Source organism: Catenulispora yoronensis (genome assembly GCF_039531695.1).
Lineage (GTDB): Bacteria > Actinomycetota > Actinomycetes > Streptomycetales > Catenulisporaceae > Catenulispora > Catenulispora yoronensis.
Genome location: NZ_BAAAQN010000001.1, coordinates 103,690 through 128,113 on the forward strand (window position 1 = coordinate 103,690; position 24,424 = coordinate 128,113).

Annotated in this window: 22 protein-coding genes; 15 read left to right on the plus strand and 7 right to left on the minus strand. The window is 68.7% G+C overall.

Features of this window, described 5'->3' with window-relative positions; translation table 11 throughout:
- Positions 1–315 precede the first annotated feature (315 nt).
- The 6 genes from ABD481_RS00380 (at position 316) to ABD481_RS00405 (ending at position 5,401) form a co-directional block, all read left to right on the plus strand.
- Positions 316–609, plus strand: a complete 294-nt coding sequence (locus ABD481_RS00380; RefSeq protein ID WP_344663411.1) for a GlsB/YeaQ/YmgE family stress response membrane protein — start codon at positions 316–318, stop codon at positions 607–609.
- A 541-nt stretch (positions 610–1,150) separates the two neighbouring features.
- A complete protein-coding gene (locus ABD481_RS00385; protein ID WP_344663412.1) occupies positions 1,151–1,528 on the plus strand; it encodes a hypothetical protein in 378 nt (125 codons plus the stop codon).
- Positions 1,529–1,582: 54 nt separating this feature from the next.
- Entirely contained in the window at positions 1,583–2,407 is an 825-nt protein-coding gene (locus ABD481_RS00390; RefSeq protein WP_344663413.1) for an alpha/beta fold hydrolase, read from the plus strand.
- Positions 2,407–3,789: a SpoIIE family protein phosphatase gene (locus ABD481_RS00395; RefSeq protein WP_344663414.1), complete on the plus strand. Its 1,383-nt coding sequence runs from the start codon at positions 2,407–2,409 to the stop codon at positions 3,787–3,789. Before ABD481_RS00390 ends, ABD481_RS00395 begins: the two co-directional genes overlap by 1 nt.
- Positions 3,786–4,169 (plus strand): STAS domain-containing protein, encoded by a 384-nt coding sequence (locus ABD481_RS00400; RefSeq protein WP_344663415.1) that lies wholly within the window; start codon positions 3,786–3,788, stop codon positions 4,167–4,169. Before ABD481_RS00395 ends, ABD481_RS00400 begins: the two co-directional genes overlap by 4 nt.
- A 539-nt stretch (positions 4,170–4,708) precedes the next feature.
- Positions 4,709–5,401, plus strand: coding sequence for a DedA family protein (locus ABD481_RS00405; RefSeq protein WP_344663416.1), 693 nt, complete (start codon positions 4,709–4,711; stop codon positions 5,399–5,401).
- Between the two features lie 13 nt (positions 5,402–5,414).
- Here the strand turns inward: ABD481_RS00405 and ABD481_RS00410 are convergent, their stop codons facing one another.
- From ABD481_RS00410 to ABD481_RS00425, 4 genes are all read right to left on the minus strand, one after another.
- The gene (locus ABD481_RS00410) at positions 5,415–6,242 is read right to left on the minus strand and encodes a COG4705 family protein (RefSeq protein WP_344663417.1); all 828 of its coding nucleotides are present in this window, start codon (positions 6,240–6,242) and stop codon (positions 5,415–5,417) included.
- 210 nt (positions 6,243–6,452) lie between these two features.
- Positions 6,453–9,200, minus strand: coding sequence for a PKD domain-containing protein (locus ABD481_RS00415; RefSeq protein ID WP_344663418.1), 2,748 nt, complete (start codon positions 9,198–9,200; stop codon positions 6,453–6,455).
- A gap of 160 nt (positions 9,201–9,360) precedes the next feature.
- Positions 9,361–10,746, minus strand: coding sequence for an ABC transporter permease (locus ABD481_RS00420; RefSeq protein ID WP_344663419.1), 1,386 nt, complete (start codon positions 10,744–10,746; stop codon positions 9,361–9,363).
- Positions 10,743–11,687, minus strand: a complete 945-nt coding sequence (locus ABD481_RS00425) for an ABC transporter ATP-binding protein (RefSeq protein ID WP_344663616.1) — start codon at positions 11,685–11,687, stop codon at positions 10,743–10,745. The genes ABD481_RS00420 and ABD481_RS00425 overlap by 4 nt, the downstream gene beginning before the upstream one ends.
- Positions 11,688–11,877: 190 nt before the next feature.
- Between ABD481_RS00425 and ABD481_RS00430 the strand changes: the two genes are divergently transcribed.
- On the plus strand, positions 11,878–13,350 hold the full coding sequence (locus ABD481_RS00430) for a catalase (protein ID WP_344663420.1): 1,473 nt from the start codon (positions 11,878–11,880) through the stop codon (positions 13,348–13,350).
- A gap of 67 nt (positions 13,351–13,417) precedes the next feature.
- Here the strand turns inward: ABD481_RS00430 and ABD481_RS00435 are convergent, their stop codons facing one another.
- The gene (locus tag ABD481_RS00435; protein ID WP_344663421.1) at positions 13,418–13,690 is read right to left on the minus strand and encodes a hypothetical protein; all 273 of its coding nucleotides are present in this window, start codon (positions 13,688–13,690) and stop codon (positions 13,418–13,420) included.
- Positions 13,691–14,014: 324 nt separating this feature from the next.
- Between ABD481_RS00435 and ABD481_RS00440 the strand changes: the two genes are divergently transcribed.
- The 7 genes from ABD481_RS00440 (at position 14,015) to ABD481_RS00470 (ending at position 20,816) form a co-directional block, all read left to right on the plus strand.
- Positions 14,015–14,734, plus strand: a complete 720-nt coding sequence (locus ABD481_RS00440; protein ID WP_425559087.1) for an amino acid ABC transporter ATP-binding protein — start codon at positions 14,015–14,017, stop codon at positions 14,732–14,734.
- A gap of 121 nt (positions 14,735–14,855) precedes the next feature.
- Positions 14,856–15,761 carry a glutamate ABC transporter substrate-binding protein gene (locus ABD481_RS00445; RefSeq protein ID WP_344663423.1) on the plus strand — a complete coding sequence of 302 codons (906 nt, stop codon included), beginning with the start codon at positions 14,856–14,858 and terminating at the stop codon, positions 15,759–15,761.
- Positions 15,762–15,983: 222 nt separating this feature from the next.
- Positions 15,984–16,628, plus strand: coding sequence for an amino acid ABC transporter permease (locus tag ABD481_RS00450; protein WP_344663424.1), 645 nt, complete (start codon positions 15,984–15,986; stop codon positions 16,626–16,628).
- Positions 16,625–17,467, plus strand: a complete 843-nt coding sequence (locus tag ABD481_RS00455; RefSeq protein ID WP_344663425.1) for an amino acid ABC transporter permease — start codon at positions 16,625–16,627, stop codon at positions 17,465–17,467. The genes ABD481_RS00450 and ABD481_RS00455 overlap by 4 nt, the downstream gene beginning before the upstream one ends.
- Before the next feature lie 131 nt (positions 17,468–17,598).
- Positions 17,599–18,297 (plus strand): response regulator transcription factor, encoded by a 699-nt coding sequence (locus ABD481_RS00460; RefSeq protein WP_344663426.1) that lies wholly within the window; start codon positions 17,599–17,601, stop codon positions 18,295–18,297.
- Positions 18,298–18,300: 3 nt separating this feature from the next.
- Positions 18,301–19,806, plus strand: coding sequence for a HAMP domain-containing sensor histidine kinase (locus ABD481_RS00465; RefSeq protein ID WP_344663427.1), 1,506 nt, complete (start codon positions 18,301–18,303; stop codon positions 19,804–19,806).
- A gap of 47 nt (positions 19,807–19,853) precedes the next feature.
- Complete coding sequence (locus tag ABD481_RS00470) at positions 19,854–20,816, plus strand: TAXI family TRAP transporter solute-binding subunit (protein WP_344663428.1); 963 nt, start codon at positions 19,854–19,856, stop codon at positions 20,814–20,816.
- Positions 20,817–20,830: 14 nt separating this feature from the next.
- On the opposite strand, the gene ABD481_RS00475 is transcribed toward ABD481_RS00470, so the two are convergent.
- Positions 20,831–21,493: a Type 1 glutamine amidotransferase-like domain-containing protein gene (locus ABD481_RS00475; RefSeq protein ID WP_344663429.1), complete on the minus strand. Its 663-nt coding sequence runs from the start codon at positions 21,491–21,493 to the stop codon at positions 20,831–20,833.
- 256 nt (positions 21,494–21,749) lie between these two features.
- Here ABD481_RS00475 and ABD481_RS00480 point away from each other — a divergent pair, with 256 nt between their 5' ends.
- The gene (locus tag ABD481_RS00480; protein ID WP_344663430.1) at positions 21,750–22,598 is read left to right on the plus strand and encodes a bestrophin-like domain; all 849 of its coding nucleotides are present in this window, start codon (positions 21,750–21,752) and stop codon (positions 22,596–22,598) included.
- Between the two features lie 22 nt (positions 22,599–22,620).
- On the opposite strand, the gene ABD481_RS00485 is transcribed toward ABD481_RS00480, so the two are convergent.
- Complete coding sequence (locus tag ABD481_RS00485) at positions 22,621–23,982, minus strand: urea ABC transporter substrate-binding protein (RefSeq protein ID WP_344663431.1); 1,362 nt, start codon at positions 23,980–23,982, stop codon at positions 22,621–22,623.
- Positions 23,983–24,424: the final 442 nt, after the last annotated feature.

The following is a 24,424-nucleotide window of genomic DNA, read 5'->3' on the forward strand; positions in this document are numbered from 1 at the left end:
TCCACGTACCAGCGAAACGACCGCCCGCGGCAGCAGGCGACTCGGCGAACAGATCTTCGCAGAGCACTGCTGTCGCCCACAACACGGTTCCAGCAGCCTCGCCGGGGCGGGGGCCACGTCAGCGTTGCCTGCCGGTGCCGAACATCTCGCGGGCGACGGCCGCGTCGTGGAACGGAATCGAGGCGTCGGTTCGTCAGGCTTGAGATTTTCTTGAACCTTCACCGTTTGGTCGTGGCGAATCGGGTACCCGGTGGACGCCAAAATCAATTCCCGAGAATCCGGTCGGCAAGGCCGGGAGGAATACGAGGACCCATCATGGGCATCATCGCCTGGATCGTGCTCGGACTCGTCGTCGGCCTGATCGCCGACAAGGTCATGGGCAGTCCGCACGGCATCATCGTCACCACCGTGATCGGCATCGCCGGAGCGCTGCTCGGCGGCTGGATCGCCGACAAGGTGTTCCACGTCAACAATATCCAGGGCTTCTTCAACATCTCCACGTGGATCACCGCCTTCGCCGGAGCGATCCTGCTGCTGGGCATCATGCACCTGGTCGACGGTGGCGGACGCGGCCTGGGCACCAGCCGCCGCCACGGGCTGCGCCACTAAGCCCGCTGGAACGCGATAGCGCCCGCCAGAGGATGACGACGCTGTTGGCGATGCCGGACCACGAGACCGACCGACCCACGACCGGGCCGTCGCTGCTGCCGCAGCGGCGGCCTCGGCCTGTGGCGGGATGGTCGCGGAAGTCGGTGTCGGGGTCGCGCCGGCAGAACAACAAAGAGCGAATCCCCGCACCGGATGAATACACGTTTGAACACGTGTTCGCGTCGACCGGTGTAAGCTGCGAAGCGCTACCCCGAGCGTCCTGGACCCCGGCGCTAACAACCGGCGCGGCTCCGTGTCCGCCCTGGCCGCTCACGTCTGCGGCCCAGCTGCTGACTCACGTCGCGCCTCGTCGAAGGCGCGGAGTCATACACATTTCCTTGTCCGGGCAATCCCCGGGCCACACCGGCGGACCCGTCTCCCGCGCGGCCGGCCTGTGAACCGGGCGCCGCGGATGGCTGTCTTCCGTCGCATCCGGGCCGCCAGGTCTGGGTCCTCGATCAGGTCCGGCGCCGCGCCGTCCGTCCCCGATCCCGGCAGCCTAGTGCACGACGCCGAGACCATCGTGCGGCTGGCCTGGCGCCGGGACCTGTACGCCATGCGCGGTCTGGCGGAAGAACAGCTGGAGGCCGCCATCGCGGACAGCCTTCAGGCCTACGAGGCGCTGCGGCAAGCACAACGCGACAGCATCCCCGGCCGGATCGCCGATGCCCACGCGAGGTTCGAAGCCGCCACACGGCTCACCCGGACGAAGACCGACAACCGTGATCGGATCAATGAACTGATCGCGTCCGACGCGGGGGACGGTTCGGCTCCCTCGGCCGTTCTGCCAGCCGTCATCAGGGTCCTGTCGCGCGTGCGGCGGCTCGCCGCGACCGTCCGGAGCCGCATCCGCCCGCCCGACCGCGCAGGGCGGCCGTGAAGTTCACCGGCACCGGTGGCGATGCGCGCCGCGTATTAGTGACACGATGGTCTGGTGGTTGACATCCGCTCGCGAAACAACGTGACAGTCACCGGGCGTCCGGACGCGCCGGTGGTCGTCCTGTCGCACGGGTTCGGATGCGACCAGAACATGTGGCACCTGGTGGTGCCGACGCTGGCCCGGCGGTTCCGCGTGGTGCTGTTCGACCACCTCGGCGCGGGGAGTTCGGACCTGTCCGCGTGGAGCCCGCAGCGGCACGCGACGCTGGCGGGCTACGCCGACGACGTCCTGGACGTGCTGCGTGACCTGGGCCTGGGGCCGGTGACGTTCGTCGGGCACTCGGTCAGCTCGATGATCGGGGTGCTGGCCGCGGTCCGCGAGCCGGAGCTGTTCGCGCAGCTGGTGCTGCTGACGCCGTCGCCCTGCTACATCGACGACGATTCCTACCGGGGCGGGTTCAGCGCGCAGGACATCGAGGAACTGCTGGAATCTCTGGACAGCAACTACCTGGGCTGGTCGCGAGCCATGGCGCCGGTGATCATGGGCAACCCGGAGCGTCCGGAGCTGGGCCGGGAGCTGACGAACAGCTTCTGCCGCACCGATCCGGTGATCGCCGCGTCCTTCGCCCGCGCCACGTTCCTGTCCGACCACCGCGCCGACCTGGCCGGGGTCGCCGTGCCGACGCTGGTACTGCAATGCTCCCGGGACGCGATCGCGCCGATGGAGGTCGGCGCGTTCGTCCACGCACAGGTGGCCGGCAGCACCCTCGTCACGCTGGACGCGACCGGGCACTGCCCGCAGCTCAGCGCGCCGGAGGCCACCGCCGAGGCGATCGCCGAGTTCGTCGGGGGCGCGGGCTTCGTCGGGGGTGCGGGCTGATGCCGCCGGGATCCGCGTCGGAATCGGGCGCGACGGCGGGATGCGGCAGCCACGACGAGGAGCGGGCCGAGTTCTCCGCGCTGCTGGAGGACAGCACCGACGACCTGTACGAACACGCCCCGTGCGGCTACCTGTCCACCATGCTCGACGGCCGCATCGCCAAGATCAACACCACCCTGCTGGACTGGCTGGGCCACCGCCGGCCCGACGTCGTCGGCCGCATGCGCTTCTCCGACCTGCTGACCGTCGGCGGCAAGCTCTACCACGAGACCCATTTCGCCCCGCTGCTCCAGATGCAGGGGCAGGTCAACGGCATCGCCCTGGAGCTGAGGACCGCCGACGGCGGGCGGCTGCCGGTGCTGGTCACGTCCGTGGTCAAGAAGGGCGCCGGCGGGGAGCCGCTGCTGATCCGCACCACGGTGACCGACGCCCGCGACCGCCGCGCCTACGAGACCGAGCTGCTGCGGGCCCGTCAGGAAGCTGAGACGGCCCACGCTGCGGCGGACGAAGCCCTCCGACTGGCCGAGGACAGGAGCGACGGCTACCGCCGCCTGGCCGCCACACTGCAGCGCACGCTGCTCCCGCCGGTCCTGGCCGCTCCCGAGGGGACGGAGGTCGCCGCGCACTACGCCATCGCCTCCGTCGACGAGGTCGGCGGCGACTTCTACGACCTGTTCCCGCTGCCCGGCGGCAAGTGGGGGCTGTTCCTGGGCGACGTGTGCGGCAAAGGCGCCGTCGCCGCGGCGGTGACCTCGCTCGCGCGCTACGCACTGCGCTCAGCGGCGGTCTTCGACTCCGACCCGGCCGAGGTGCTCTCCAACGTCAACGCGGTGTTCAACCAGGAGTTCCCCGGCCCCGACCTGCGATTCTGCACCGTCGTGTTCGGACTGCTGACGCCCGACCCCAACGGCGACGGCTACACCGCGACCCTGGCCAGCGGCGGCCACCCGCCGGCCCTGCTGCTGTCCGCCGACGGCACCGCCGCCTACCTCCCCACCCCCGGCGGCCAGCTCATCGGCGTCCTGGAGGAGGTCCACATCGCCACCACCACCGTGCGCCTGCGGCCGGGCGACACGCTGCTGCTGTATACGGACGGGCTGACCGAGGCGCATGGCGGCGGAGCCTTGGTCGATGCCGACGCGCTGGTCGATAGCGACACGCCGGTCGATGCCGAGGCGCCGGTCGATGCCGACGCGCACGACGACCGATTCGGCGACACGGCACTGCTGGCATTCGCGACTCGTCTGGCACCCACAACCGCCCCGCACCTCATCCACGCCTTGACCAAGCTGCTGGACTCGTTCGGCGAAGGCCTGGACGACGACACCGCACTACTGGCTTTGAGCGTGCCCCCACATCCGGCAGACGGAGAACCACAGTGAACGCCCTGGCCATCGCCACCAGCACCGGCGGTTCCTGGCGCATCCTCAAACTGACCGGAGACCTGGACTTCCACACCGCCCCCCAACTCCGCGCCGCCGTCGAAGCCCAGCCCCTGAGCCCGAACCACGGCCTGGTCATCGACCTGAGCGACCTGGCCTTCTGCGACTCCAGCGGCATCACCGCCATGCTGGTCGCCCGAAGACTCACGGTAGCGGCCGGCGCCACAATGGCCTTGGCAGCCGTACCCGGCCGAGTCGCAAGGATCTTCGCGCGGGCCGGACTCGATCAGATATTCACCATCCATGCGACGACGGCCGATGCCACCGCGACCGCGACCGCGACCGCGACCGACGCCACCGCATCAGACGACGCCGGTTGAGGAGGGCTGTACCGAACCAACGGCTCAGGGCTCGGCAGCGCGGCCGCTGACCCATGCCGCCGCTAGCCCAAGGCACGCCCGCTGCCCAACAGCGCAGCCCCGCTCCCCAAGGCAGATGTTGCCTGACAGCGCAGCCGCTTGCCGAAACACACCCGCTGACCGATGCAGCTATTGCCCAGCAGCGCAGCGATAGCCAAGGCACACCTGCTGCCCGACATCGCAGTCGCTCCCGGGGCGGCTGGCTGCCTAACAAAGTAGCCGCTAGCCAAGGCGCATTTGCTGCGCGCTAGCGGCTGCCGCTCCGCAGGTCGCGCGACCGATGGGCCACGAACTCATGGGCCACCCGATGTCGGCGCTCGCCGACTCCAGCGCCGGGCTGCCAACAGCTCATCTCCTCATCCAGGCTCCGCCAGCCGCTATTTCGGCGAAATCGATGCTGGCGGGGTGCGCATTCCGGCCGTTTGGGTTCGGCCAGCGCGGGCACATGTTGTGCTCATCGACCATCGGTCGTCGCCACTTATCTTACTACACGCTGTAGCATGTGGGTCGTGTCTCTATCCACTGCCCTGGACCTGGCCTCGTCGCCGATGGCCTTCAATCCGATCAACGCTCACGACTGGATCCAGGCGCTCGGGAACTTTGCTGTTCTCGGCGTGTGCGCCATCGTCTTTGCCGAGACCGGCCTTATGGTCGGCTTCTTCCTGCCCGGTGACTCGTTGCTGTTCATCGCCGGTCTGCTCACGTTGAGTGGGAAGGGTGCCCAGCACCTCTCGTTGCCGTTGCTGCTCCTCACTGTGCCGATCTGTGCGGTCGCGGGCGCGCAGTTGGGGCACTATCTCGGTGCGCGGTACGGCCGGCGGTTGTTCAACCGGCCGGACTCCCGGTTGTTCAAGCGCGAGCATGTGGACAAGGCCGAGGAGGTGTTCATCAAGTACGGTCCGGCGAAGGCCGTGATCCTTGCGCGGTTCATTCCGATCGTGCGGACGTTCATGAACCCCGTCGCCGGCACCTTGGACATGTCCGCGCGCCGGTTCCTCGTCTACAACGCGATCGGCGGCGTGCTCTGGAGTGTCGGTGTCCTGCTGCTGGGACGCTTCGCCAGCAATGCGATCAGCGCTGACAAGGTCGACAAGTACATCATCCCGATCACCCTGGTGATCGTCCTACTCTCGCTGCTGCCGATCCTCTTCGAGTACCTGAAAACTCGTAGAAACGGCAGCCCCGAACACTAGAGCGTCGAATCGGTTACTGGAGCGGAGCCGTAGACAGGGTCCTGCGTCCCACATCCCGCGTCTGGTACGCAATGAGCAGGACCAGCAGGGCGGTCAGCACGACGCTGCCGCCCGCGGTCCCCCACCCGAGACCGCCCTGCTCGGCAGACTTCGTCAGCGCGTCTCCCCCGGCGGCGCCGAGGGGCCGAGTGAGGACGAAGGCCGGCCAGAACAAGAACACGCTGTTGACCGAAGTCAGGTAGTGCACCGCCAGAATCAGCAGCAGCACAAGAGCGATCAGCGCGAAGGCTCCCCGGAAACCAAGCCCGGTCTCGTCGGCGAGCCAGTCCCCTGTGGAAGTGCCCAGCGTGTTCGAAACCAAGATCGCGGTCCAGTACAGCACCTCGCCAGTGCGGCCGATGATGTTCTCCACGTCATAGGTCTGGCCGGTCCGCCACCACACGAGGAAGACCAGCCCGAGCACCGCGGTCAGGAGGGTCGCGCCCCAGCCATAGCCGATGCCGTGCTGGGCGCTTCCGTGGCCGAAGCCCCGGTTGAGGAAGTCGGAGATCTCGGTGCCGACCAGGCTGGTGGCCAGGACCACGGCCCAATACAGCGCCGGACGGAACCGGGACGACCGCACCTGCGCCACGATCACCACCAGAAAGAAGGCTGCGAAGGCAACCGCGGTGGTCGCATAGCCGAGCCCGAAACTGATCCCCAAAAGATCGCCCGCAGTCTCGCCAAGGGTCACCGCGACGGTCTTCAAGGCCCAGAACAGCGCCGTCACCTGCGGCAATTTGCGCAGCACGGGGGCCGTCCCGCCGTCCGGCGCCGACAACGCTGCCGCAGCCACAATCACTCAAACTCCAATCGCAATTCGCAAACCACCCTTCTATAGATCATTCTGCCCCTTACGGCACATCCGAGTACTCATACGCGCCGCCAGCGAGCGAACATCACACGGATGGACGACAACGAAAACCGTCCCGGCATCGCGAGGATGCCGGGACGGCGGCGGGTTCACGCGGTCTGCACGCGTCTCCCGCCCGGAATCAAAGCACTGATACCGTCAGCTGACGTTCAGCGCGGTGTCGTCGAGGACGAACGAGGTCTGGAGCGTGTAGTCCTCCACACCGAGGAACTTCAGCGTCACCTGCTGGCCCGCGTAGGCGCCGAGGCTGAAGCTGTGCTGCGTGTATCCGGTGTTGTGGTTGAGGTTGGAGTACGTCGCCAATGTGCTCAGGACCGTCCCGGAGCTGTTGAGTACCTGGACCTTGAGCGTGTCATAGGCAGACGAGGTGGAGGTCTCGGCTGTGTTGACGTGCAACCAGAAGCTGAACGTGTAGTTCGTACAGCTCGCCGGCAGCGTCACCGTCTGCGCGACGGTGTCCGTCGTCGCCTTCCCCCAGCCGTCGAGCCAGGCGTACCAGCTCCCGCTGCGTGCCGACTCGGAAGTGCTCTTGCTGATGATTGACAAGGGCGTGTGCGTCGAGGTCACGACCCACGGCGCGGGGTTGGAGCTCCCGTTCTCGAATCCGGGGTTGCCGAGCAGTTGCTGCGCCTGGCAGCCGGTACCGGTCGGTGTGGCGGAGGCTTCGTTGCTCTGCGCGCCCTCCCCGAGCGGGTTCACCGCTGTGACCTTGTAGTAGTACGTTTGCCCAGCGGTCAGGCCGGTATCAGTGCACGATGTCACCGCCGCCAGGCCGCTGCACCCACCACTGGTCAGCAGAGTCTCGCCGCCGCTCGCCGTGCCGCGATACACGTGGTAGGCGGTGATGTTCTCACCACCGTTGTTGGCCGGTGGCGTCCAACTCAGCGATACCTGGCCGGTCCCGGGAGTCGCGGTCAGACCAGTGGGGGCGCCTGGCACCGTGGCCGCGATCGGCGAGGCGGTGATCGTGACGGTCGACGACGCGGAGTTCACCGGCGAAGCGCTGTCGGTGACGGTCAGCGTCGCGGTATAGGTACCAGCGGTGCTGTAGGTGTGGCTCGGGTTCTGCGCCGTGCTCGTCGCGCCGTCACCGAAGGTCCAGGCGTAGTTGTACGCCGGGGTGCCGCCGGTCGCGGTCCCTGTGAAGGCGACGCTCAGCGGCACCTGCCCCGAGGTCGGGCTCCCGGAGGCGGAAGCGGCCAACGGGTTGCCGACAGCGCTGACTGTCGTAGTGACCTGCGATGTGGCCGTCTTCACCGGCGACGAGCTGTCGGTCACTGTCAGCGTCGCAGTGTACGTACCCGCCGCGGTGTAGGTGTGGCTCGGGTTCTGCGCTGTGCTCGTCGCGCCATCACCGAAGGTCCACTTGTAGCTGTACGGCGCGGTGCCCCCGGTGGCCGTGCCGGTGAAGGTCACCGCCAGCGGTGCGTTGCCGGTGCTCGGCGTGCCGGTGGCTTTTGCCGACAGCGGCGTCGTGCCCTGCGCCCAGAAGTCCTCCAGCGGGTCGCCGAGCGCGGACTGGTCGTTGCTGGTCATGGGGAACGTCGACAGGCCGAGGTTGTCGTTCGGGTCGATGATGCCCGAGTGCACGTTCTCCATCGTGCGCTCCATCGCCGCCAGCACGTTGCTGGTGGTGTAGGCGACGTGGCTCAGGTAGTGCTGCTTGACGTACGTCGGCGAGCCGATGACGACCAGCGGCACCCGGTAGGTGTTGCTGACGTGGTCCGGGCCGTTGTTGCCGTTCTGCGTGTCGTCCTCGGTCACCACGATCAGCGTGTTGTCCTTGTACGCCGCGTTGTTCATGATGGAGCTCACCACGTTGTTCGTCGCGGTGTCGTTGCCCGGGATGTCCTGGTAGGTGCCGGGGTGGTCGTTGAACAGCTCGACGTAGCTGTAGGCCGGCAGGCCGTTGGTGTTGACGAAGTTGATGTAGTCGTTGGAGATCGTGCTGTCCGGCAGGCTCTGGTTGGAGCACGCGTACTCGTTGTAGTGCAACTCTTCGGGGATGTTGGTGCCCGGACGGTTCGGCGGGAGCACCTCGACCTTGCCGGTCGCGGGGTTCTTCCAATAGCCGCTGCCGCTGTTGAGCATCCAGTAGAAGTCGCCGTTCATGACGAACGTGTACGGGCTGCTGCCGCTACCGCTGCCGGTCGGCGGCGTGCACGCGTTGGTGCCTTCGTCCGCCGGCCCGTTGGCGCCGGTGAGGAAGCGGTCGAACTGCGTCCCGGTGGCGGCCGGATACGACTGCTGCTGCGAGCTGGAGGACGACTGGCCGGAGAACAGGAACCAGTGGTTCGGCCCGGAAGGCGGCTGGACACCGGTGCTGTAGGCGTCGTCGAGGCCGTAGGTCTTGGCCAGGTTGTGCAGGTTCGGTACGGAGCTCACGTGGTTGGTGCTCTGCACCTGCCCGTTGCATCCGGCCGCGACCGTGCTGGCGCAGTCCCCGAGGTAGTCGTCGAAGGTGTGGTTCTCGCGGTAGATGATGACGAAGTGCTGGAACGGCGGGAAGTACGGCGCCAGCGGGTTCACGGCCGCCGTGGGCGCCGAATAGTTCTGCACCCCGGCCTGGTCAACCTTCGACACGGTCTGGTTGGAGATGGCGAAGTTCTTGGGCTGCGGGAACTTCGAGAATTCCACGCCCGGCGCCGCGAACACGGCGCCGGTGCAGTCGTAGTCGTCCGGCTTGTAGCTCTGCGGCCGCTGTCCGACCGGGAGGCTGGCCGCGTTCAAGGGATCGGTGCTGGGGTTCCATCCCTTCAAGGTGCAGGAACCGGGACCGGTCTCCGGCCGGGTCGTGCCCTGTCCCGAGGCCGTCCCCAGCTCCAGTCCGGCCAATGCGAGCCCTAGTACTGCGACGCCCGCAATGCGGAGTTTCCACCTTGCCATCGAATCTCCTCCCGAAGGTTCCCGTGATGGGGCGTGGCCAACCCCTTGTCGCGTATCGTCACGACAAGACAAGATCACCGCAAGGATCCCGAATAAGAACATTTAGACGGTCGCCAAGGTTTCATCCCTCGTTTCCCGTCCCAGGCGCAGGGCACGGGAATCAGTGGCCTGCGAGCAGATCGACGTCGCCGTCGAACTGCCACAACGGGTTCGTCGTCACCCGGCCCGGGGTGACGATCAAGAAGTAGCCGTTCACTTGCTGCGGTCCGTCTCCGTCGGCGATGTACCGTCCGTTCGCCGTGACGTTGAGCTGGTACAGAGCCTGGGCCGTGACGGTACTGCCGGGAACGAGCCAGGAGACCGTGCAGCGCCAGTCGTTGCCGGGCCCCTGCTGCGCACCGAGCCCGTCGCTCTTGGAACAGACCGCGGCCGTCCGCAACTGCGCTTCGGTGATCGGCGGGTGATACATCTGCGCTTGCTGCAACCGGTAGAGATGCGCGAACACCGTGGCCACCGACCGCTGCACTTTGTCCTGACCGACGCCGGAGCCGGTCGCGACCTTGGCGCCGGTCGCGACGGCGACGACACCGACCGTCGCGGCCAGCAGCCCGGCCAACGGTGCGACTCCCCAAGTCAGTACCCTTCGTCCCGCGCCGTCGTTGTCGGGGTTGGTGAAGTCCCGGCGCAGGAACAGCCGATAGGCCAGCGCGGTCGCGACGAGGGCCCAGGCCAGGCTGACCCCGACACCGACCAGCAACGGTCCGAGCTGCTGGGGATCGGTAAAGAGGCCGTTCCAGGAGATGAACGCGTAACCGGGCAGGGCCACGCGCACCGCGACCGGCAGCGGAAGCATTTGCGCCACCTGCATCCCGAGGGCGGCCAGCATGGGCAACAGCAGACCCATCGGCGACCGGCCCAGCGCGACGGAGCCGAGCAGGCCGATGGCGGCCAGGGCGAGCGTCGGCGCCAGCGCGCACGCCCAGGCCAGCAGCACCTTGACGAACGCGTCGCCGCCGGTGAGCAGGTGGCCGTCCAGGCCCACGAGCGGGCGGCTCCCCTCCGCGAGTCGTCCGCCTTCCACGCTGGAAGCGGCGAGGCCGGTCACCAGCAGCAGGATCACGGTGAGGCCGGCGATCGCCTTGGCCGCGAAGAGGCGCCGGTACGACCGGACCGCGACCAGCAGATGCCGCCACGTTCCCAGCCGGTCCTCGGCGGCGAACACGTCCCCGGCGACCAGCGACGCGATCAACGGAAGCACCCACGTGCCGGCGACGCCGAGCACCACCAGCGACCCGGCCCAGCCGGTGGTGTGCATCCACCGGCCGAACAGGGTGTCCGAGGGCAGGGTGCTCTGCTTGTCGATCGCGAAGACCAGCAGGCCCGGGCCGAGCCAGCTCAGCAGAATCAGCAGGCGTACCCGCCACGTGGAGAACAGCTTGACGAGCTCGAAGTGGAGGATGCGGGTCACCGGGACCGGGGGCGAGCCCGCTGTCCCGGGCCCGGCGGCGTGGGCGTCGGCGGGGATGTCGGCAATGGTCGCGGTCATCGGTCGGCCTCCTGCTCGGTCAGGGCGAGGAACGCCGCTTCCAGCGGCGAGACGACGGGAGCCAATTCGCGTACTGCGATATCCGCGCGCACGATCCGGGCCACGAGTTCGTCCAGAGCCGCCACGCGCGCTCGTACGACGACCACGTCGAGGTCCGTCAGCGTCGCGGAGTCGGAACCTTCGACGATGGTGATGCCCGAAGTCGATGTGGCGACGGCGCGAGCCGCGGAGGCATCCGAAGTGCGCAGCCGGTAGTCGAGGTCGCGATTCTCGTCGGAGAGCTTCTTGAACGGGCCGGTGAACACCACGCGCCCGGTGGCGAGGATGGTGACCTCGGAGCACAGCGCCTCCAGGTCATCCATCCGATGACTGGACAGGACCACTGCCGTGCCCTCGGCCGCGATCCGGCGCAGGACGCCGTGCACGTGCCTCTTGCCGACCGGGTCCAGGCCGTTGGACGGCTCGTCGAGCACCAGCAGCCGCGGCCGGGTCAGCAGCGCCGCCGCCAGGCCCAACCGCTGGCGCATGCCGAGGGAGAAGCCGCGGACCTTGTCGTCGGCGACCTCGGCAAGCCCCAGCTGCTCCAGGACCTCGTCGACGGACGCGGTGCCCGCGCCGCCGGCGCGCAGCGTGGCGAGTGCGACAAGGTTCTGCTTCGCGGTGAGTGCGGGATAGAGGCCCGGTCCGTCAACGAATCCTGAGACGCCATCCGGCGCTGCCAGGGCACGGCCCACCGGAGTGCCGAGGATCTCCAGGCTTCCCTCGTCAGCGACCGCCAGCCCCAATAGCAACCCCAAAAAGGTGGTCTTGCCGGCGCCGTTCGGGCCCACCAGGCCGTGGATCTGGCCCTGTGCCACATTCAGGTCGACCTGGTCGAGCGCCACGACGTCACCGAAGACCTTGGTGATGCCGCGGCCTTTCACTGCGACGGCCGTATCCATCCGTCCCTCCGTCCCCTCCCGTGATTCCCATCGTCGAGAAGGTGGTTGGCTGCTCCATTCGGTCGTAAACAGCAAGTCCGGTGAACGTGCGGAAATGCTGCTCACGGCCGGTGGTGATTGGATGCGTCGGGGGAGATCGCGTTCGGCCGCGGAGGATCCGTGGCCGGCAGTCCGCAGGGAGCGATGTCGTATGAGCCAGGGCACCGGACCAGTCCCGACCACGACCACCAACGCCGGCGCGCCAGTGCTCAGCGACGAGAACTCGCTGAGCGTCGGTGCCGACGGCCCCATCGTGGTGCACGACAACTACTTGATCGAGAAGATGGCGCAGTTCAACCGGGAACGGGTTCCCGAGCGCGTCGTGCACGCCAAGGGCGGCGGCGCGCATGGGACCTTCAAGGTGACCGCCGACGTCTCCCAGTACACGTGTGCGGACTTGTTCCAGCCCGGCCGGGTCACCCCGATGCTGGCCCGGTTCTCCTCGGTCGCCGGGGAGCTGGGTTCGCCGGACACCTGGCGCGACCCGCGCGGTTTCGCACTGAAGTTCTACACCCAGCACGGCAACTACGACATGGTTGGCAACAACACCCCCGTGTTCTTCATGCGGGACCCGATGAAGTTCCAGGACTTCATCCGATCGCAGAAGCGCGACCCGAAGACCCACCTGCGCAGCCACAACATGCAGTGGGACTACTGGACCGGCTCGCCGGAGTCGGCGCACCAGGTGACGTGGCTCATGGGCGACCGCGGGATTCCCAAGACGTGGCGCAACATGGACGGGTTCTCGTCCCACACCTACATGTGGATCAACGCCGCCGGCGCCAAGGTCTGGGTGAAGTACCACTTCAAGACGATGCAGGGCATTGACTTCCTCACCGATGCCGAGGCCACCGAGCTCGCCGGCTCCGATCCCGACCACTACCTCGCCGACCTGCACTCGGCGATCGAGCGCCGCGACCTCCCGCAGTGGAAGATGTCGGTCCAGGTGATGCCGTTCGAGGACGCGGCAGGCTACCGCTTCAACCCCTTCGACCTGACCAAGGTCTGGCCGCACTCCGACTATCCGCTGATCGAGGTCGGGCAGTTCACCCTGGACCGCAACGTGGAGAACTACCACGTCTTCATCGAACAGGCCGCCTTCGAGCCGTCCAACCTGGTCCCCGGCGTCGGCACCTCACCGGACAAGATGCTGCTGGGCCGGATGTTCTCCTACCCCGACGCCCACCGCTACCGGATCGGCACCAACTACAGCGAACTCCCGCCGAACCAACCGATCGTGGACATCCACTCGTACGCGAAGGACGGCGCCATGCGCCACACCCCCGCCAACACCGGCGCCGTCTACGCCCCCAACAGCTACGGCGGCCCATCGGCGAAGGAACAGCAACTCACCGACCCCGCGAGCTTCTCCACCGAGACCGCCGAACTCGTGCACCACGCGTACACGGCGCACGCGGAAGACGACGACTTCGTTCAGGCTGGAAACCTTGTGCGTAACGTGCTTGACGACGCGGCGCGGGAGCGCTTGGTCGGCAATATCGAGGGGCATTTGCGGGACGGGGTCGAGGCACCGATCGTGGCGCGCGCCGTCGAGTACTTCACTGCTGTCGACAAGGACCTTGGTGAGAATCTCAGGAGTCGGATGGGTGTGGGCGATCGCTGAGAATCGGGGTTATTCAGGCTGTTGATTTTGTGGGGCGGCTCCATAGGGAGCCGCCCCCTTTCGCACATCAGCTGATGTTCAGCCACCCCTGAAGCTGCACATAAGTCGGGCCCTGGAGTTCGATGCACCGGTAGTAGTCCCACCTGCCGGCGGACACGCCGGCTATGCCGGCGGTCCGGCATTCGGCGAGAGCGTTGGCGTCCTGGTAGTTGTGCACGTACACGAGCTTGTAGGCGCCGGCCGGGGCGGCGTGGGCGGTGGTGGCGGTGGTGGCGGTCGCGGCTGCGGCGAGGGCGGTCGCGCCGAGGGCCAGGGCGAGGCGGGACGGTCGTGGGGACATCGCAGGGCCTTTCGCGGTGGCGGGGGCCCGGCGGTCGCCGGGCTTCGCCGGTCAGGGTAGCGATGGAATCAGTGCTCGTATATATTGCGGCGGTTTTTGGCGCGGATGTTATGGGCCGGTATCGGGTCCTTCCGGGGCCGTGCGGGCAGCGGGGCCCAACCTCAGTTTTCGCTCAAGACCGCTGACTGCCTGGTGCCGCCCTGTCTACGTTGACGCGAAACCAAGCGCCCTTTTGTTCGAAGGAGAAGACCCATGACGCAGCCCGCCGCGGCCTCGGACGACCGCTCGGCCGCTCCGGTCGGGGTGGCTGAGCCGCTGGTGGTCATGGCCGGGGTCAACAAGCACTACGGCGCGCTGCATGTGCTGCGGGACATCGATCTCACGGTGCACCGGGGTGAGGTCGTGGTGTTGCTCGGGCCCTCGGGATCCGGCAAGTCGACGCTGTGCCGCACCGTCAACCGGCTGGAGACCATCGACGGCGGGACCATCACCATCGACGGGGTGCCGCTGCCCGAGGAGGGCCGAGCGCTGGCCCGGCTGCGGTCGGATGTCGGGATGGTGTTCCAGTCCTTCAACCTGTTCGCGCACAAGACCGCGCTGGAGAACGTGGTTCTCGCCCAGGTCAAGGTGCGGAAGCGGAGCAAGCAGGAGGCCGGCGCGAAGGCGCGGGCGCTGCTGGAGCGGGTGGGGCTGGCCGCGCATGCCGACAAGTACCCCGCGCAGCTGTCCGGGGGGCAGCAGCAGCGGGTCGCCATCGCGCGGGCGTTGGCGATGGAGCCCAAGCTCATGCTGTTCGACGAGCCCACCTCCGCGCTGGACCCGGAGACGGTGAGCGAGGTGCTCGACGTCATCCGCGCGCTGGCCGCCGACGGGATGACGATGATCGTCGTGACCCACGAGATGGGCTTCGCGCGGTCGGCCGCCGACCGGGTCGTCTTCATGGCCGACGGCGCGCTGGTCGAGGAGAGCACGCCGGAGGAGTTCTTCACCTCCCCCACGTCCGACCGGGCCCGGGACTTCCTGGCCAAGGTCCTGCATCACTGATCCGGCCAGGCCGGAATTCCGGTACGGCAGCGGCGTCACCCCGCGCCGCCGCCGTACGACGCTGCCCGCTGCCGGGGCGCAAGTCCCGGACCCTTCGAGAAACCACGAGGTGAATACTCCGATGCGCACCAAGCACATCGCCGCCATTGCCCTGACCGCCGCCCTCGGCACGTCCGCGCTGTCGGCCTGCAGCAGCGCCAAGAAGGCCGACGGCTCGGACAACAAGGGCCCGGCCCCGTCCGTGACCGTCGCCACGTCGGCGTCGTTCGCGGCCGGCAGCACGATGGAGAAGCTGAACAAGGCCGGCAAGATCACCATCGGCATCAAGATCGACCAGCCCGGGATCGGGCTGAAGGATCCGGCCGGCGGCAAGTACACCGGCTTCGACGTCGAGATCGGCAAGATCATCGCCGCCGACCTCGGCCTGAAGCCGGAACAGGTCAACTGGGTCGAAGCCGTCTCGGCCAACCGTGAGACCTTCATCCAGAACGGCACCGTGGACATCGTGATCGCGTCCTACTCGATCACCGACACCCGCAAGCAGAAGGTGTCGTTCGCCGGCCCCTACCTGGAGACCGACCAGGACCTGCTGGTCGCCAAGGACAGCAAGATCGCCGGCCTGCCCGACCTGGCCGGCAAGAAGGTCTGCTCGGCCAAGGGCTCGACCTCCTTCAAGAACATCCAGACCAACATCCCGCAGGCGACCGCGGTCGGCCTGGAGACCTACTCGCAGTGCGTGGACCAGCTGGGCACCGGCCAGGTCGACGCGGTCACCACCGACGGCGCGATTCTGCAGGGCTACGCGGCCAAGTCCGCCGGCCAGCTGAAGTACCTGCCGGTGTCGGTGAACCCTGACAAGCAGAAGTACGGCATCGGCCTGGGCAAGGACGACACCGCGTTCCGGGCCTGGCTCGACGACCAGCTGACCAAGGCGTACGGCGACGGCTCCTGGGCCGCGGCGTACAACGCCACGCTCGGCCAGGCCGGCACCCAGGCGCCGACACCGCCGGCGGTCGACAAGTACTGATCCGGTCGGCCCGCCCGGCGCGGCCCGCTCCGCGGCGGGCACGGCGGCGGGCCGCCCCGGATCAAACCTCTGATAATCCACTGGATGATCGATCCCTGGGGGCTCCGGCTTACGGAGCCGCACCTGACGAGCAAGACGTAGCAAACGGCTGATCAGCAGGCACGGCTGCCCGGACGAACCCAGGAATCAATCTCAACCAACTGTGCGGAAGGGAGGCAACAGGTGGGCTTTCTGTGGGACAACCACACCGTCATCCTCGACGCGTTCGGCGAGGGTCTGATCCTTTCCGGCTGGGCCGCGCTGTTCGCCCTCGTCACCGGGACCCTGCTGGCCGTGATGCGGGTGAGTCCGGTGCCCCCGCTGCGCTGGACCGGCACCGCCTACGTCTCGGTGCTGCGCAACACCCCGCTCGTCCTGTGCTTCATGGTCTTCACCTCGGCAATCCCGCACCTCGGGTTCACGGCGGAGCCGCTGACCTGGGCGATCTGGGCGCTGTCGGCGTACACCGCGGCGTTCGTCTGCGAGGCTGTGCGGGCCGGCATCATGAGCGTGCCGCGCGGCCAGGCCGAGGCGGCCCGCGCCGTCGGCATGACGTTCGGCCAGAGCATGCGTTTGGTGATCCTGCCGCAGGCGCTGCGCGCGGCGGTGCCGCCGCTGGGCAACACGATGATCGCGATGTGGAAGAACAGCACCGTGGCCGCCGGGTTCGGCGTGGCCGAGGGCGCCGGCGCCCTGCACGATCTGCTGAATGAGTACGCTGACAAGATCTGGACGCTGTTCATCGGCATCGCGGTCGGCTACATGGTGGTCGTCTTCGTGATCTCGGCGGTGTTCCGGCTGATCGAGCGGACCTGGAGGTACGCGTGAACGACACCGGCTTCCTCTACGACGCGCCCGGACCGCGCGCCCGGCGCCGGATCCTCGCGGCGTCCGTCCTGTCCGGTCTGGCCCTGGTCGCGGCGGTGGCCTGGATCGTCGTGCGGTTCAACGACCGCGGGCAGTTCGTCTCCGACCTGTGGCTGCCGTTCGACGACCCCAGCGTGTGGAGCACGATCCTGGAGGGCCTGGGCAACACGCTGAAGGCAGCCGCCATGGCCATCGCCTTCGCGATCACGTTCGGCGCGGTGCTGGCCGCCGGTCGGCTGTCCGACCACGCGCCGGTGCGCTGGGTGGCGAACCTCGTGGTCGAGGTGTTCCGGGCCATCCCGCTGCTGATCATGATGATCGGGCTGTTCGCGGCGTTCCCGGAGAGCCTGGGGCCGCTGTGGTCCGTGGTCATCGCGCTGACCCTGTACAACGGCAGTCTGTTGTCCGAGGTGTTCCGGGCCGGCGTGAACGGCGTGCCCTCCGGCCAGCGCGAGGCCGCCTTCGCGCTGGGCCTGCGCAAAACCCAGGTGATGACGCTGGTCCTGCTGCCGCAGGCGGTCCGAACCATGCTTCCAGTGATCATCAGCCAGTGCGTGGTGACGCTGAAGGACACCGCGCTCGGCCGGATCGTCACCTATCAGGAGCTGCTGCTGGCCGGCGGCACGATCGAGGTCACGTATCAGAACTATGTGCCGACCACGGTCGTCCTGGGCGCGATCTACATCGCGCTGAACATGAGCGTTTCGAGCATCGCCCAGCTGGCGCAGCGGTGGCTGAGCCGGGCGCGAAAGGGTGCGCCGGTGGTGCCGGCCGCCACGATCGAGGACGCCGTCGCATAGCCGTCGACAACGATCCGACAACGGCCGACGGCCTTTTCACCGCCGCGGTGCCCGGTCAAATCCCGATCGGGCACCATTTCCTCCCCGCGGCGGAACCGGCCGCCGAAACAGGGCTATCGCATAATGCCCCCATGCGTTTGCTCGTGGTCGAGGACGACGAACGGGTCCTGGCCGCCCTGCGAGACGGCCTGCTCCGGCACGGTTTCGAGGTGGCGTGCGCCCGCACCGGGGCCGAGGCGGTGGCGCTCGCCACCGCGCCGGCGGGGCCCGCGCCGGAGGTCATCGTGCTCGATCTGGGGCTGCCGGACCAGGACGGTTTCAAGGTGTGCGAGCACATCCGCCGGCACTGCGACGCGCCGATCATCATGGCCACGGCGCGCGCCGACGTGCGCTCGCGAGTGCACGGCCTGAACCTCGGCGCCGACGACTACGTGGTCAAGCCCTACAACCTGACCGAGCTCATCGCGCGGATCCACGCCGTCACCCGGCGGGCCGGGATCGCCGCCGATCATCAGACTGCTGATCCGCAGCCGCCGTCCCGGCTGCTCGCGGCGGGCCCGCTGCGAGTGGACACCGCGGGCCGCACGGTCGAGGTGGACGGCCGCCCGGTGGCGTTGGCCCGCAAGGAGTTCGACCTGCTCGCGCTGCTGGCGCGGCGGCCCGGGGTGGTCTTCCGGCGGGAGCAGATCCTGGCCGAGGTCTGGAGTTCGAGCTGGGACGGGACCGGCCGCACGCTGGAGGTGCACGTCGCGTCGCTGCGCGGCAAGCTCGGAATGCCGGATCTGATAGAGACTGTGCGCGGCGTCGGCTACCGCCTGCGTGCCGGATAGCCTATGCGGTTCCGTCTCATCGCGATTCTCACGGTTCTGATGGCCGGGGTGCTCCTGGCGCTCACGGTCCCGCTGGCGCGCGGCGTCGCCAGCTCCGAACAGCACGCCGTGTACCTGGATCGGCTCAACGACGCCAACCGGTTCGCCGCGGTGTTGCAGGACGCCCGGACCCGTGACGATCTGGCGGTCCTGGACGGCGAGCTGGAGCGGTACCACGAGGTGCACGACCGGATCGTGGCGGTGCGGGTGCGCTTCGACGACCCGGCGGCCACGACCGGGGCCGTGGAACCGCACGCCCTGGCCGGTCTGCTGCCGGCGGCCGGCACCGAGATCCCGGCGCAGCTGGACGCGGCCCGCCATCTGAAGGACGGGGACCAGCCGGCCCGGATCTGGCCGTGGGAGTCCCGGCCGCTGGCGCTGGCGGTCCCGGCCCGGCACAACGGCCAGCTGGTCGGCGCGGTGCTGGTGGTCTCCGACAGCCGGGCGCTGCGCGGGCAGGTGGGGCGGATGTGGGCGCTGCTGATCGCGGCCGATCTGCTGGTGCTGGCCGGATGTGTGACGCTGGCGTCCCGGATCGCGTCCTGGATCCTGCGCCCGATCGTCGTGCTCGACGACGCGGCGCACCGGATCAGCACCGGCGAGCTGTCGGCCCGGGTGCCGGCGGCGGCCGGGCCGGTCGAGCTGCGGCGGTTGGGCTCGTCGTTCAACACGATGGGCACCGCGGTGGAGGACACGATGCAGCGCCAGCGGGCTTTCGTCGCGGACGCTTCGCACCAGCTGCGCAACCCGTTGTCGGCGTTGATGCTGCGGCTGGGGATCCTGGCAGTCGATCTGCCGCCGGAACGGGCGGCGGACCTGACGGACGTGCAGGACGAGGCGCAGCGCCTGGTGCGGATCATCGACGACCTGTTGCAGCTGGCGACCGCCGAGCAGGTCGCCGTGCGGCGGGAGGCGGTGGAGGTGGTGGGGCTGGTTCGGGAGCGGTTCGCGGCGTGGCGGCCGCTGGCCGCGGAGAAGGGGACGCGGCTGCGGCTGGCGGTCGGGGGCGGTGACGAGGCGGAACCGGCGAAGGCGGCGCACTCCCCCGGCGACCCGGCGGTCGTCGCGCTGGCGGACCCGGTGTTGGTGGGCACGGTACTGGACGCCTTGCTCGACAACGCGATCAAGTTCGGACCGGCCGGGGACGAGGTGGTGGTCCGGGTGGAAGGCGGCGCCGACTCGGCCTTGATCGAAGTGCTGGATTCCGGGCCCGGGGTGGAGCCGGAAGAACTGGCGCGCATCGGCGACCGGTTCTGGCGCAGTGCGCGGCATCAGAATGTTGAGGGGACGGGGCTGGGGTTGAGCATCGCTCGGCATTTGATCGAGCTCAATGAGGGGTCGATGACGTTCGTGCGGCGGGAGCCGCGAGGGTTCTGTGTGACGGTTCGGCTACCTGTAGAGAAAGCTACAACCAGCGGTTTCTCGTGCGATTCCCAGAGCGATGGCGGCCTCGCGGAGGCGGATCAATGACGGCCCGGCGGTCGGCCGAGGTGGGGTGGAGGGGCCGTCTGCACCGGATGTCAGCACTCTTTGTCGCTCTCCTCCTCGCCACCGTCGCCGCCGTCGCCAGCGGCTGCGGCGCCGATGCGACGGCTCCGGAGCGCATCGTGATCGCCGGGGGCGTCGACGGCGGCGTCTACGCCCGTTATGCCGCCGCCCTGAGCCAGGCGCTGACCGCGTCGCTGGGCCGTCGCGTGCAAGTCAGTGTCCTGTCGACCGCCGGCTCGGTGGACAACCTGCGGCGCCTGGCCGCCGGGTCGGCCACGTTCGCGATCTGCGCGGCGGATGCCGTGGCCGACGCGATGGCCGGTGTTCGGCCGGTCGGCGCGCCGGCGACCGTGCGAACGGACTACCGCGCCGTGGCCCGCCTGTACGACGACTACATCCACCTCGTCGTGAAGGCGGAATCGCCGATCGCCGGCCTGGCCGATCTGCGCGGCCGCCGGGTCGCCGTGGGCGGTAGCACGTCCGGCACGGCGTTCGTCGCGCGGCGCATCCTGACCGCCGCCGGGCTGTCCGGGCAGGCAGTCGAATCCGAACTCGGCCTGTCCGAGGGGCTCGACGCCCTCGACCGGGGCGAGGTCGACGCCGTGTTCTGGTCCGGCGGCCTGCCCACGGGCCGCGTCGTGGACGCGGCGCACACGGAACGCCTGCGCCTGGTCCCCCTCGGCGACGTCGTCTCGCCGCTCCGTGCCGAGTACGGGACGGTGTACCACCAGGGCCGCATCCCGGCCGAGACCTACGCCGGAGTGGACGGCGTGGACACCGTGGCGTTCCCGGACCTGCTGATGACGACGTCGCAGACCCCTGATCGAATTGTGCGCGACGTGATCACAGCCCTGTTCGCGCATCCGGAGGTGATCGGCAGCGTGCCCACCGGGCAGTTGCTGAACCGGGCGGAGGCGATCTTCACGGAGCCGGTGCCCTTGCACGAGGCGGCGTTGGACTACTTCCGGCGGGAGAAGATCGCGGGTGGGTGAGCTTCGGACGACCTTCAGAAGAGTCGCCAGTGGCCCTCGGAGACGATCTCGACAACGCCATCGACGACTTTGACAGCGGTCTCGTCGTCGATGGCGTAGGCCGGGTTCGACAGGGTGGCCGCCCAGCGTTCGGCATCGGCCATGGTGTTCTCCGGCAGGGCCGGGTGGTCCAGGTGCGGGAAGATGGAGAAATCGACGACGCCCAACGTCTCGTCGCTGCCGGTGGTCGACTTCCATCCGACGAAGTCCTCCCCGATGCGGGGCGTCATCACCATGCTGCCGGCGCTCAGCCCGACCCACACCTTCTCGTGCAGGGACGGCAGTAGATCCGCCAGGCCGCACTGGCGCATCCAGTGGCACAGGTACAGCGCGTCGCCGCCGTTGGCGAGCAGGACGTCGGCCTGCTCGACCCAGGGCAGCCAGCGCTCGGTGCCGATGCTGGGCAGGGCGGTGAGCTCCAGGACGCCCATGGATTTCCAGCCCAGCTCGCACATCGGGGTGGTGGCCTGCCCGGTGATGAAGCGCCAGGCACCGGCCGGGCTCCCCATGGGGTGTCCGTAGCCGGCCGTGGGGATGCACAGGGCGTCGGCCTCCTCGATGGGCTTGCCGAGGAGGTCGACGACGGCCTGCCGGATGCTGGGGTTCTTCACTCCGGCAGAGGTGAGGAGCAGTTTCACGATGCCTCCGGCGCAGAGGTGGTAGTCCCCTGCGATCAAGGTGCGGGAACCCGCCATGGTGATGCGGGCGGCCAGCGGTCGGCTCGGGTCGTTGGCAGTGTGGCACGCGGGACTGACAACACTTCATCGACTGGTGGCCGGCCCCGAGCGGGCTGGTCGTCGACTCGCCGTCGTGGTCGTTACGCCCGATATCGAGCATTAGTCCGCTGTAACATGACTAGCGTTCTTTGTCAGGCGTCATAGCTTCCGGGGCGGAGTGGATCTCATCGATGCTCTGATCATCTGCGAAGCCGCCGTCGGTGCCGGCGCCGCGCTCGGCCTCCGCTTCCTGCCCGAGGACCGGCCGGTCTGGCTGGCCGGCGTGCTGCGGATCGTCGGGGTCGCCGCCGTGGCCGATCTGACGGTGCCGCTGGGGCACTGGCTGTTCCCGCGAGGACTGGCCGGCAACGACAACGGCCTGCTCGGCGTGATCCTGGCGCTGGTCGGCACGTTCTTCGCGCTGATCGTCGGGTTCGTCGTCGTGGTCGTCTGGCAGTCCATGTCGGACGCCGACTCGGTCACCGCCCGCGAGGCCAACGCGCTGGCCGACCTGGAACGCGTGTCGCGGGGCTTCCCGGTGCGGATCCGCCGCCAGGTCCAGGGCGCGGCACGCACCTACGCGCGGCTGGTCATCCACGACGAGTGGCCGCGGCTGGCCGGCGGCGGCACCAGCGAGCGGGCCGGGGCGGCGCTGGCCGAGCTGTGGGAGGTCTACACGCTCCTGGGTCCGCCGGAGCGCGACGACCCGCTGTACGCGCACTCCATGGCGCTGCTCACCGAGCTGGACGACAGCCGGCGCCAGCGCCTGCTGCTGGCGGCCAAGCGGATCCCGACGGCGCTGTGGCTGCTCATGGTGGCCGATTCGGTGATCATCGTGGCGCTGGCCCAGGCCTTCGGCCTGACCGGCGCGGTCCGGGACCGGCTGGTGATGATCAGCACGGTCGGGACGATCGCCTTCGTGCTGTTCCTGATCGGGGAGCTGGACGCGGCGTTCTCCGGCGACTTGAAGGTCAAGCCGGACGCCTTCTCGACGGTGTTGTCGGGGATGTCGCATCTGGAGGACTGACGCGGGCCGGGCCAAACCACTCCTAACCGCGTGTCCTGACATGCAGCCGCCACTGCTGCTTGGGCCGCCGGACCCGCGGCGCTCCGGAGGCTCCTTGCCGCTGCGCGACGACGCGGGCCCCGCACGCCCCGCGTTCCGCGGGCTCGACGCGCGACCAGGACACTGCCTCGGGCGTGTCCGGCGGCACCGGGCATGCCCAGCTCTGGCCCCATCCTTCGTAGAGGCCGGTCAGCATCTCGTGCCATTCCCGGCGCGTCCGGTAGGGCGAGTAGGGCATGGGCCTGATCAGATGGTCCGACGTCCATACGATGTCGAGCTGGCCGTCGGCGCGGATCTGCCCGATCCGGCTGCGCTTCCAGGCGTGGAGGTTCTCCTCGTCGACGTACCAGGGACCTTCCGGGGACGTGTACCGCTGGCCGCGGATCGCCTGCCGCACGGCCGGGGCCGCGGTGTCCCGGCATTCCTGCGCGGCTTGCGCCCACATCCGGACATTCGAATAGGCGCAGGCCATCGTGTCGGAGATGACGCGGTCACTGCCGTACCGCCGCCGGAACGCCTCGACAAAGCGCTGATTCTCCGGCGTGGCGATCGACTGGAAGTAGTTGCTGGCGATGTAGTCCCCCGCCATCCGCTCGGAGTCCATGCAGGCCAGCTCGCACTCGGCGACGACGAACGACAGCGAGGGGATCGACCGCGGGGTGACCCCGGACCGGCGCAGCGCGGCGAAGAACGGCACGTTCGTGTCCCCGACCAGGGTGTTGAGGATGACCTCCGGCCGCAGGTCGTTGATCGCCGCGACCGTCCCGGCCACGTCGGTCTGGCCCAGCGGCAGATAGACCTCGGCGACCACCTCGCCGCCGAGCGCCCGCAGCGCGTCCTTGACGATCGCGTTGACCGAGCGCGGGTAGACGTAGTCCGAGCCGACCAGGAAGAACCGCTTCCCCCGGTTGTCCAGGAACCAGGCCACCGCCGGCAGGATGCTCTGGTTCGCCGTCGAGCCGCCGTAGACGACATGCTCGCAGTCCTCGATGCCCTCGTAGAAGGTCGGGTAGAACAGGACACTGTCGTGCCGCTCGACCACGGGGATGATCGTCTTGCGGCTCGCCGACGTGTAGCACCCGAAGATCGCCGCCACGCCCTCCTCACCGATCAGCCGCTCCGCCTCGGCGGCGAACGTCGGCCAGTCCGAACAGCCGTCGGCCACCACCGGCTCGACCGTCCGGCCCAGCACGCCGCCGGCCGCGTTGAGCTCGTCGATCGCGAACAGCGTGGCATCGACGATCGGCTTCTCGGCGATGGCCACCGGCCCGGTCAGCGAGTGCAGGACGCCGACGCGGACCGGCCGCCGGGAGCCGGGCTGGGAGCGGGGGATTCGGATGCGCACAATGCACCATGGTTACAGCTTCCGGGTGGAAAACCCGGTATCTGCTAGAAATCTTTAATGGAGGAGGTTATGTCTCCGCTGCTGGTGGTTGAGGCGGGGCGGCTCGGTCCCAGTTGCGTTTGTAGGGCTCATCGAACTCGGTGGCCTGCAAGACATAGGTCTGGCGGCGGTTTGTGTCCGGCAGCGCCACGCCGCCGTAGGTTGGCCGGTTGGTCACGTGGTGCGAGATGCCGACGGTCCGGGTTCGTGGACGAGCAGGCGCCAAGGCGATCCGGCCCGGCGGAGTCGGCGTAGTCAGTCTCGTCGAAGCCCTTGCGCCGGTTCTTGCGCGGTCCCCGATCGACGCATGCGCGGTAGAGCAGGCGGGAGCACTGTCCCGGCTTGATACAGACCAGACCGGCCACGTCTCCTGTCGCCAGGCCGCGATCCGCTGTTCGTTGCG

Excerpts from the sequence above, each read along its gene's own strand:
- ABD481_RS00380 (WP_344663411.1), top strand. The coding sequence starts at position 316 with ATGGGCATCATCGCCTGGATCGTGCTCGGACTCGTCGTCGGCCTGATC.
- ABD481_RS00395 (WP_344663414.1), top strand. The coding sequence starts at position 2,407 with ATGCCGCCGGGATCCGCGTCGGAATCGGGCGCGACGGCGGGATGCGGC.
- ABD481_RS00405 (WP_344663416.1), top strand. The coding sequence starts at position 4,709 with ATGTGGGTCGTGTCTCTATCCACTGCCCTGGACCTGGCCTCGTCGCCG.
- ABD481_RS00415 (WP_344663418.1), bottom strand. The coding sequence starts at position 9,200 with ATGGCAAGGTGGAAACTCCGCATTGCGGGCGTCGCAGTACTAGGGCTC.
- ABD481_RS00420 (WP_344663419.1), bottom strand. The coding sequence starts at position 10,746 with ATGACCGCGACCATTGCCGACATCCCCGCCGACGCCCACGCCGCCGGG.
- ABD481_RS00425 (WP_344663616.1), bottom strand. The coding sequence starts at position 11,687 with ATGGATACGGCCGTCGCAGTGAAAGGCCGCGGCATCACCAAGGTCTTC.
- ABD481_RS00430 (WP_344663420.1), top strand. The coding sequence starts at position 11,878 with ATGAGCCAGGGCACCGGACCAGTCCCGACCACGACCACCAACGCCGGC.
- ABD481_RS00435 (WP_344663421.1), bottom strand. The coding sequence starts at position 13,690 with ATGTCCCCACGACCGTCCCGCCTCGCCCTGGCCCTCGGCGCGACCGCC.
- ABD481_RS00440 (WP_425559087.1), top strand. The coding sequence starts at position 14,015 with ATGGCCGGGGTCAACAAGCACTACGGCGCGCTGCATGTGCTGCGGGAC.
- ABD481_RS00445 (WP_344663423.1), top strand. The coding sequence starts at position 14,856 with ATGCGCACCAAGCACATCGCCGCCATTGCCCTGACCGCCGCCCTCGGC.
- ABD481_RS00460 (WP_344663426.1), top strand. The coding sequence starts at position 17,599 with ATGCGTTTGCTCGTGGTCGAGGACGACGAACGGGTCCTGGCCGCCCTG.
- ABD481_RS00465 (WP_344663427.1), top strand. The coding sequence starts at position 18,301 with ATGCGGTTCCGTCTCATCGCGATTCTCACGGTTCTGATGGCCGGGGTG.
- ABD481_RS00470 (WP_344663428.1), top strand. The coding sequence starts at position 19,854 with ATGTCAGCACTCTTTGTCGCTCTCCTCCTCGCCACCGTCGCCGCCGTC.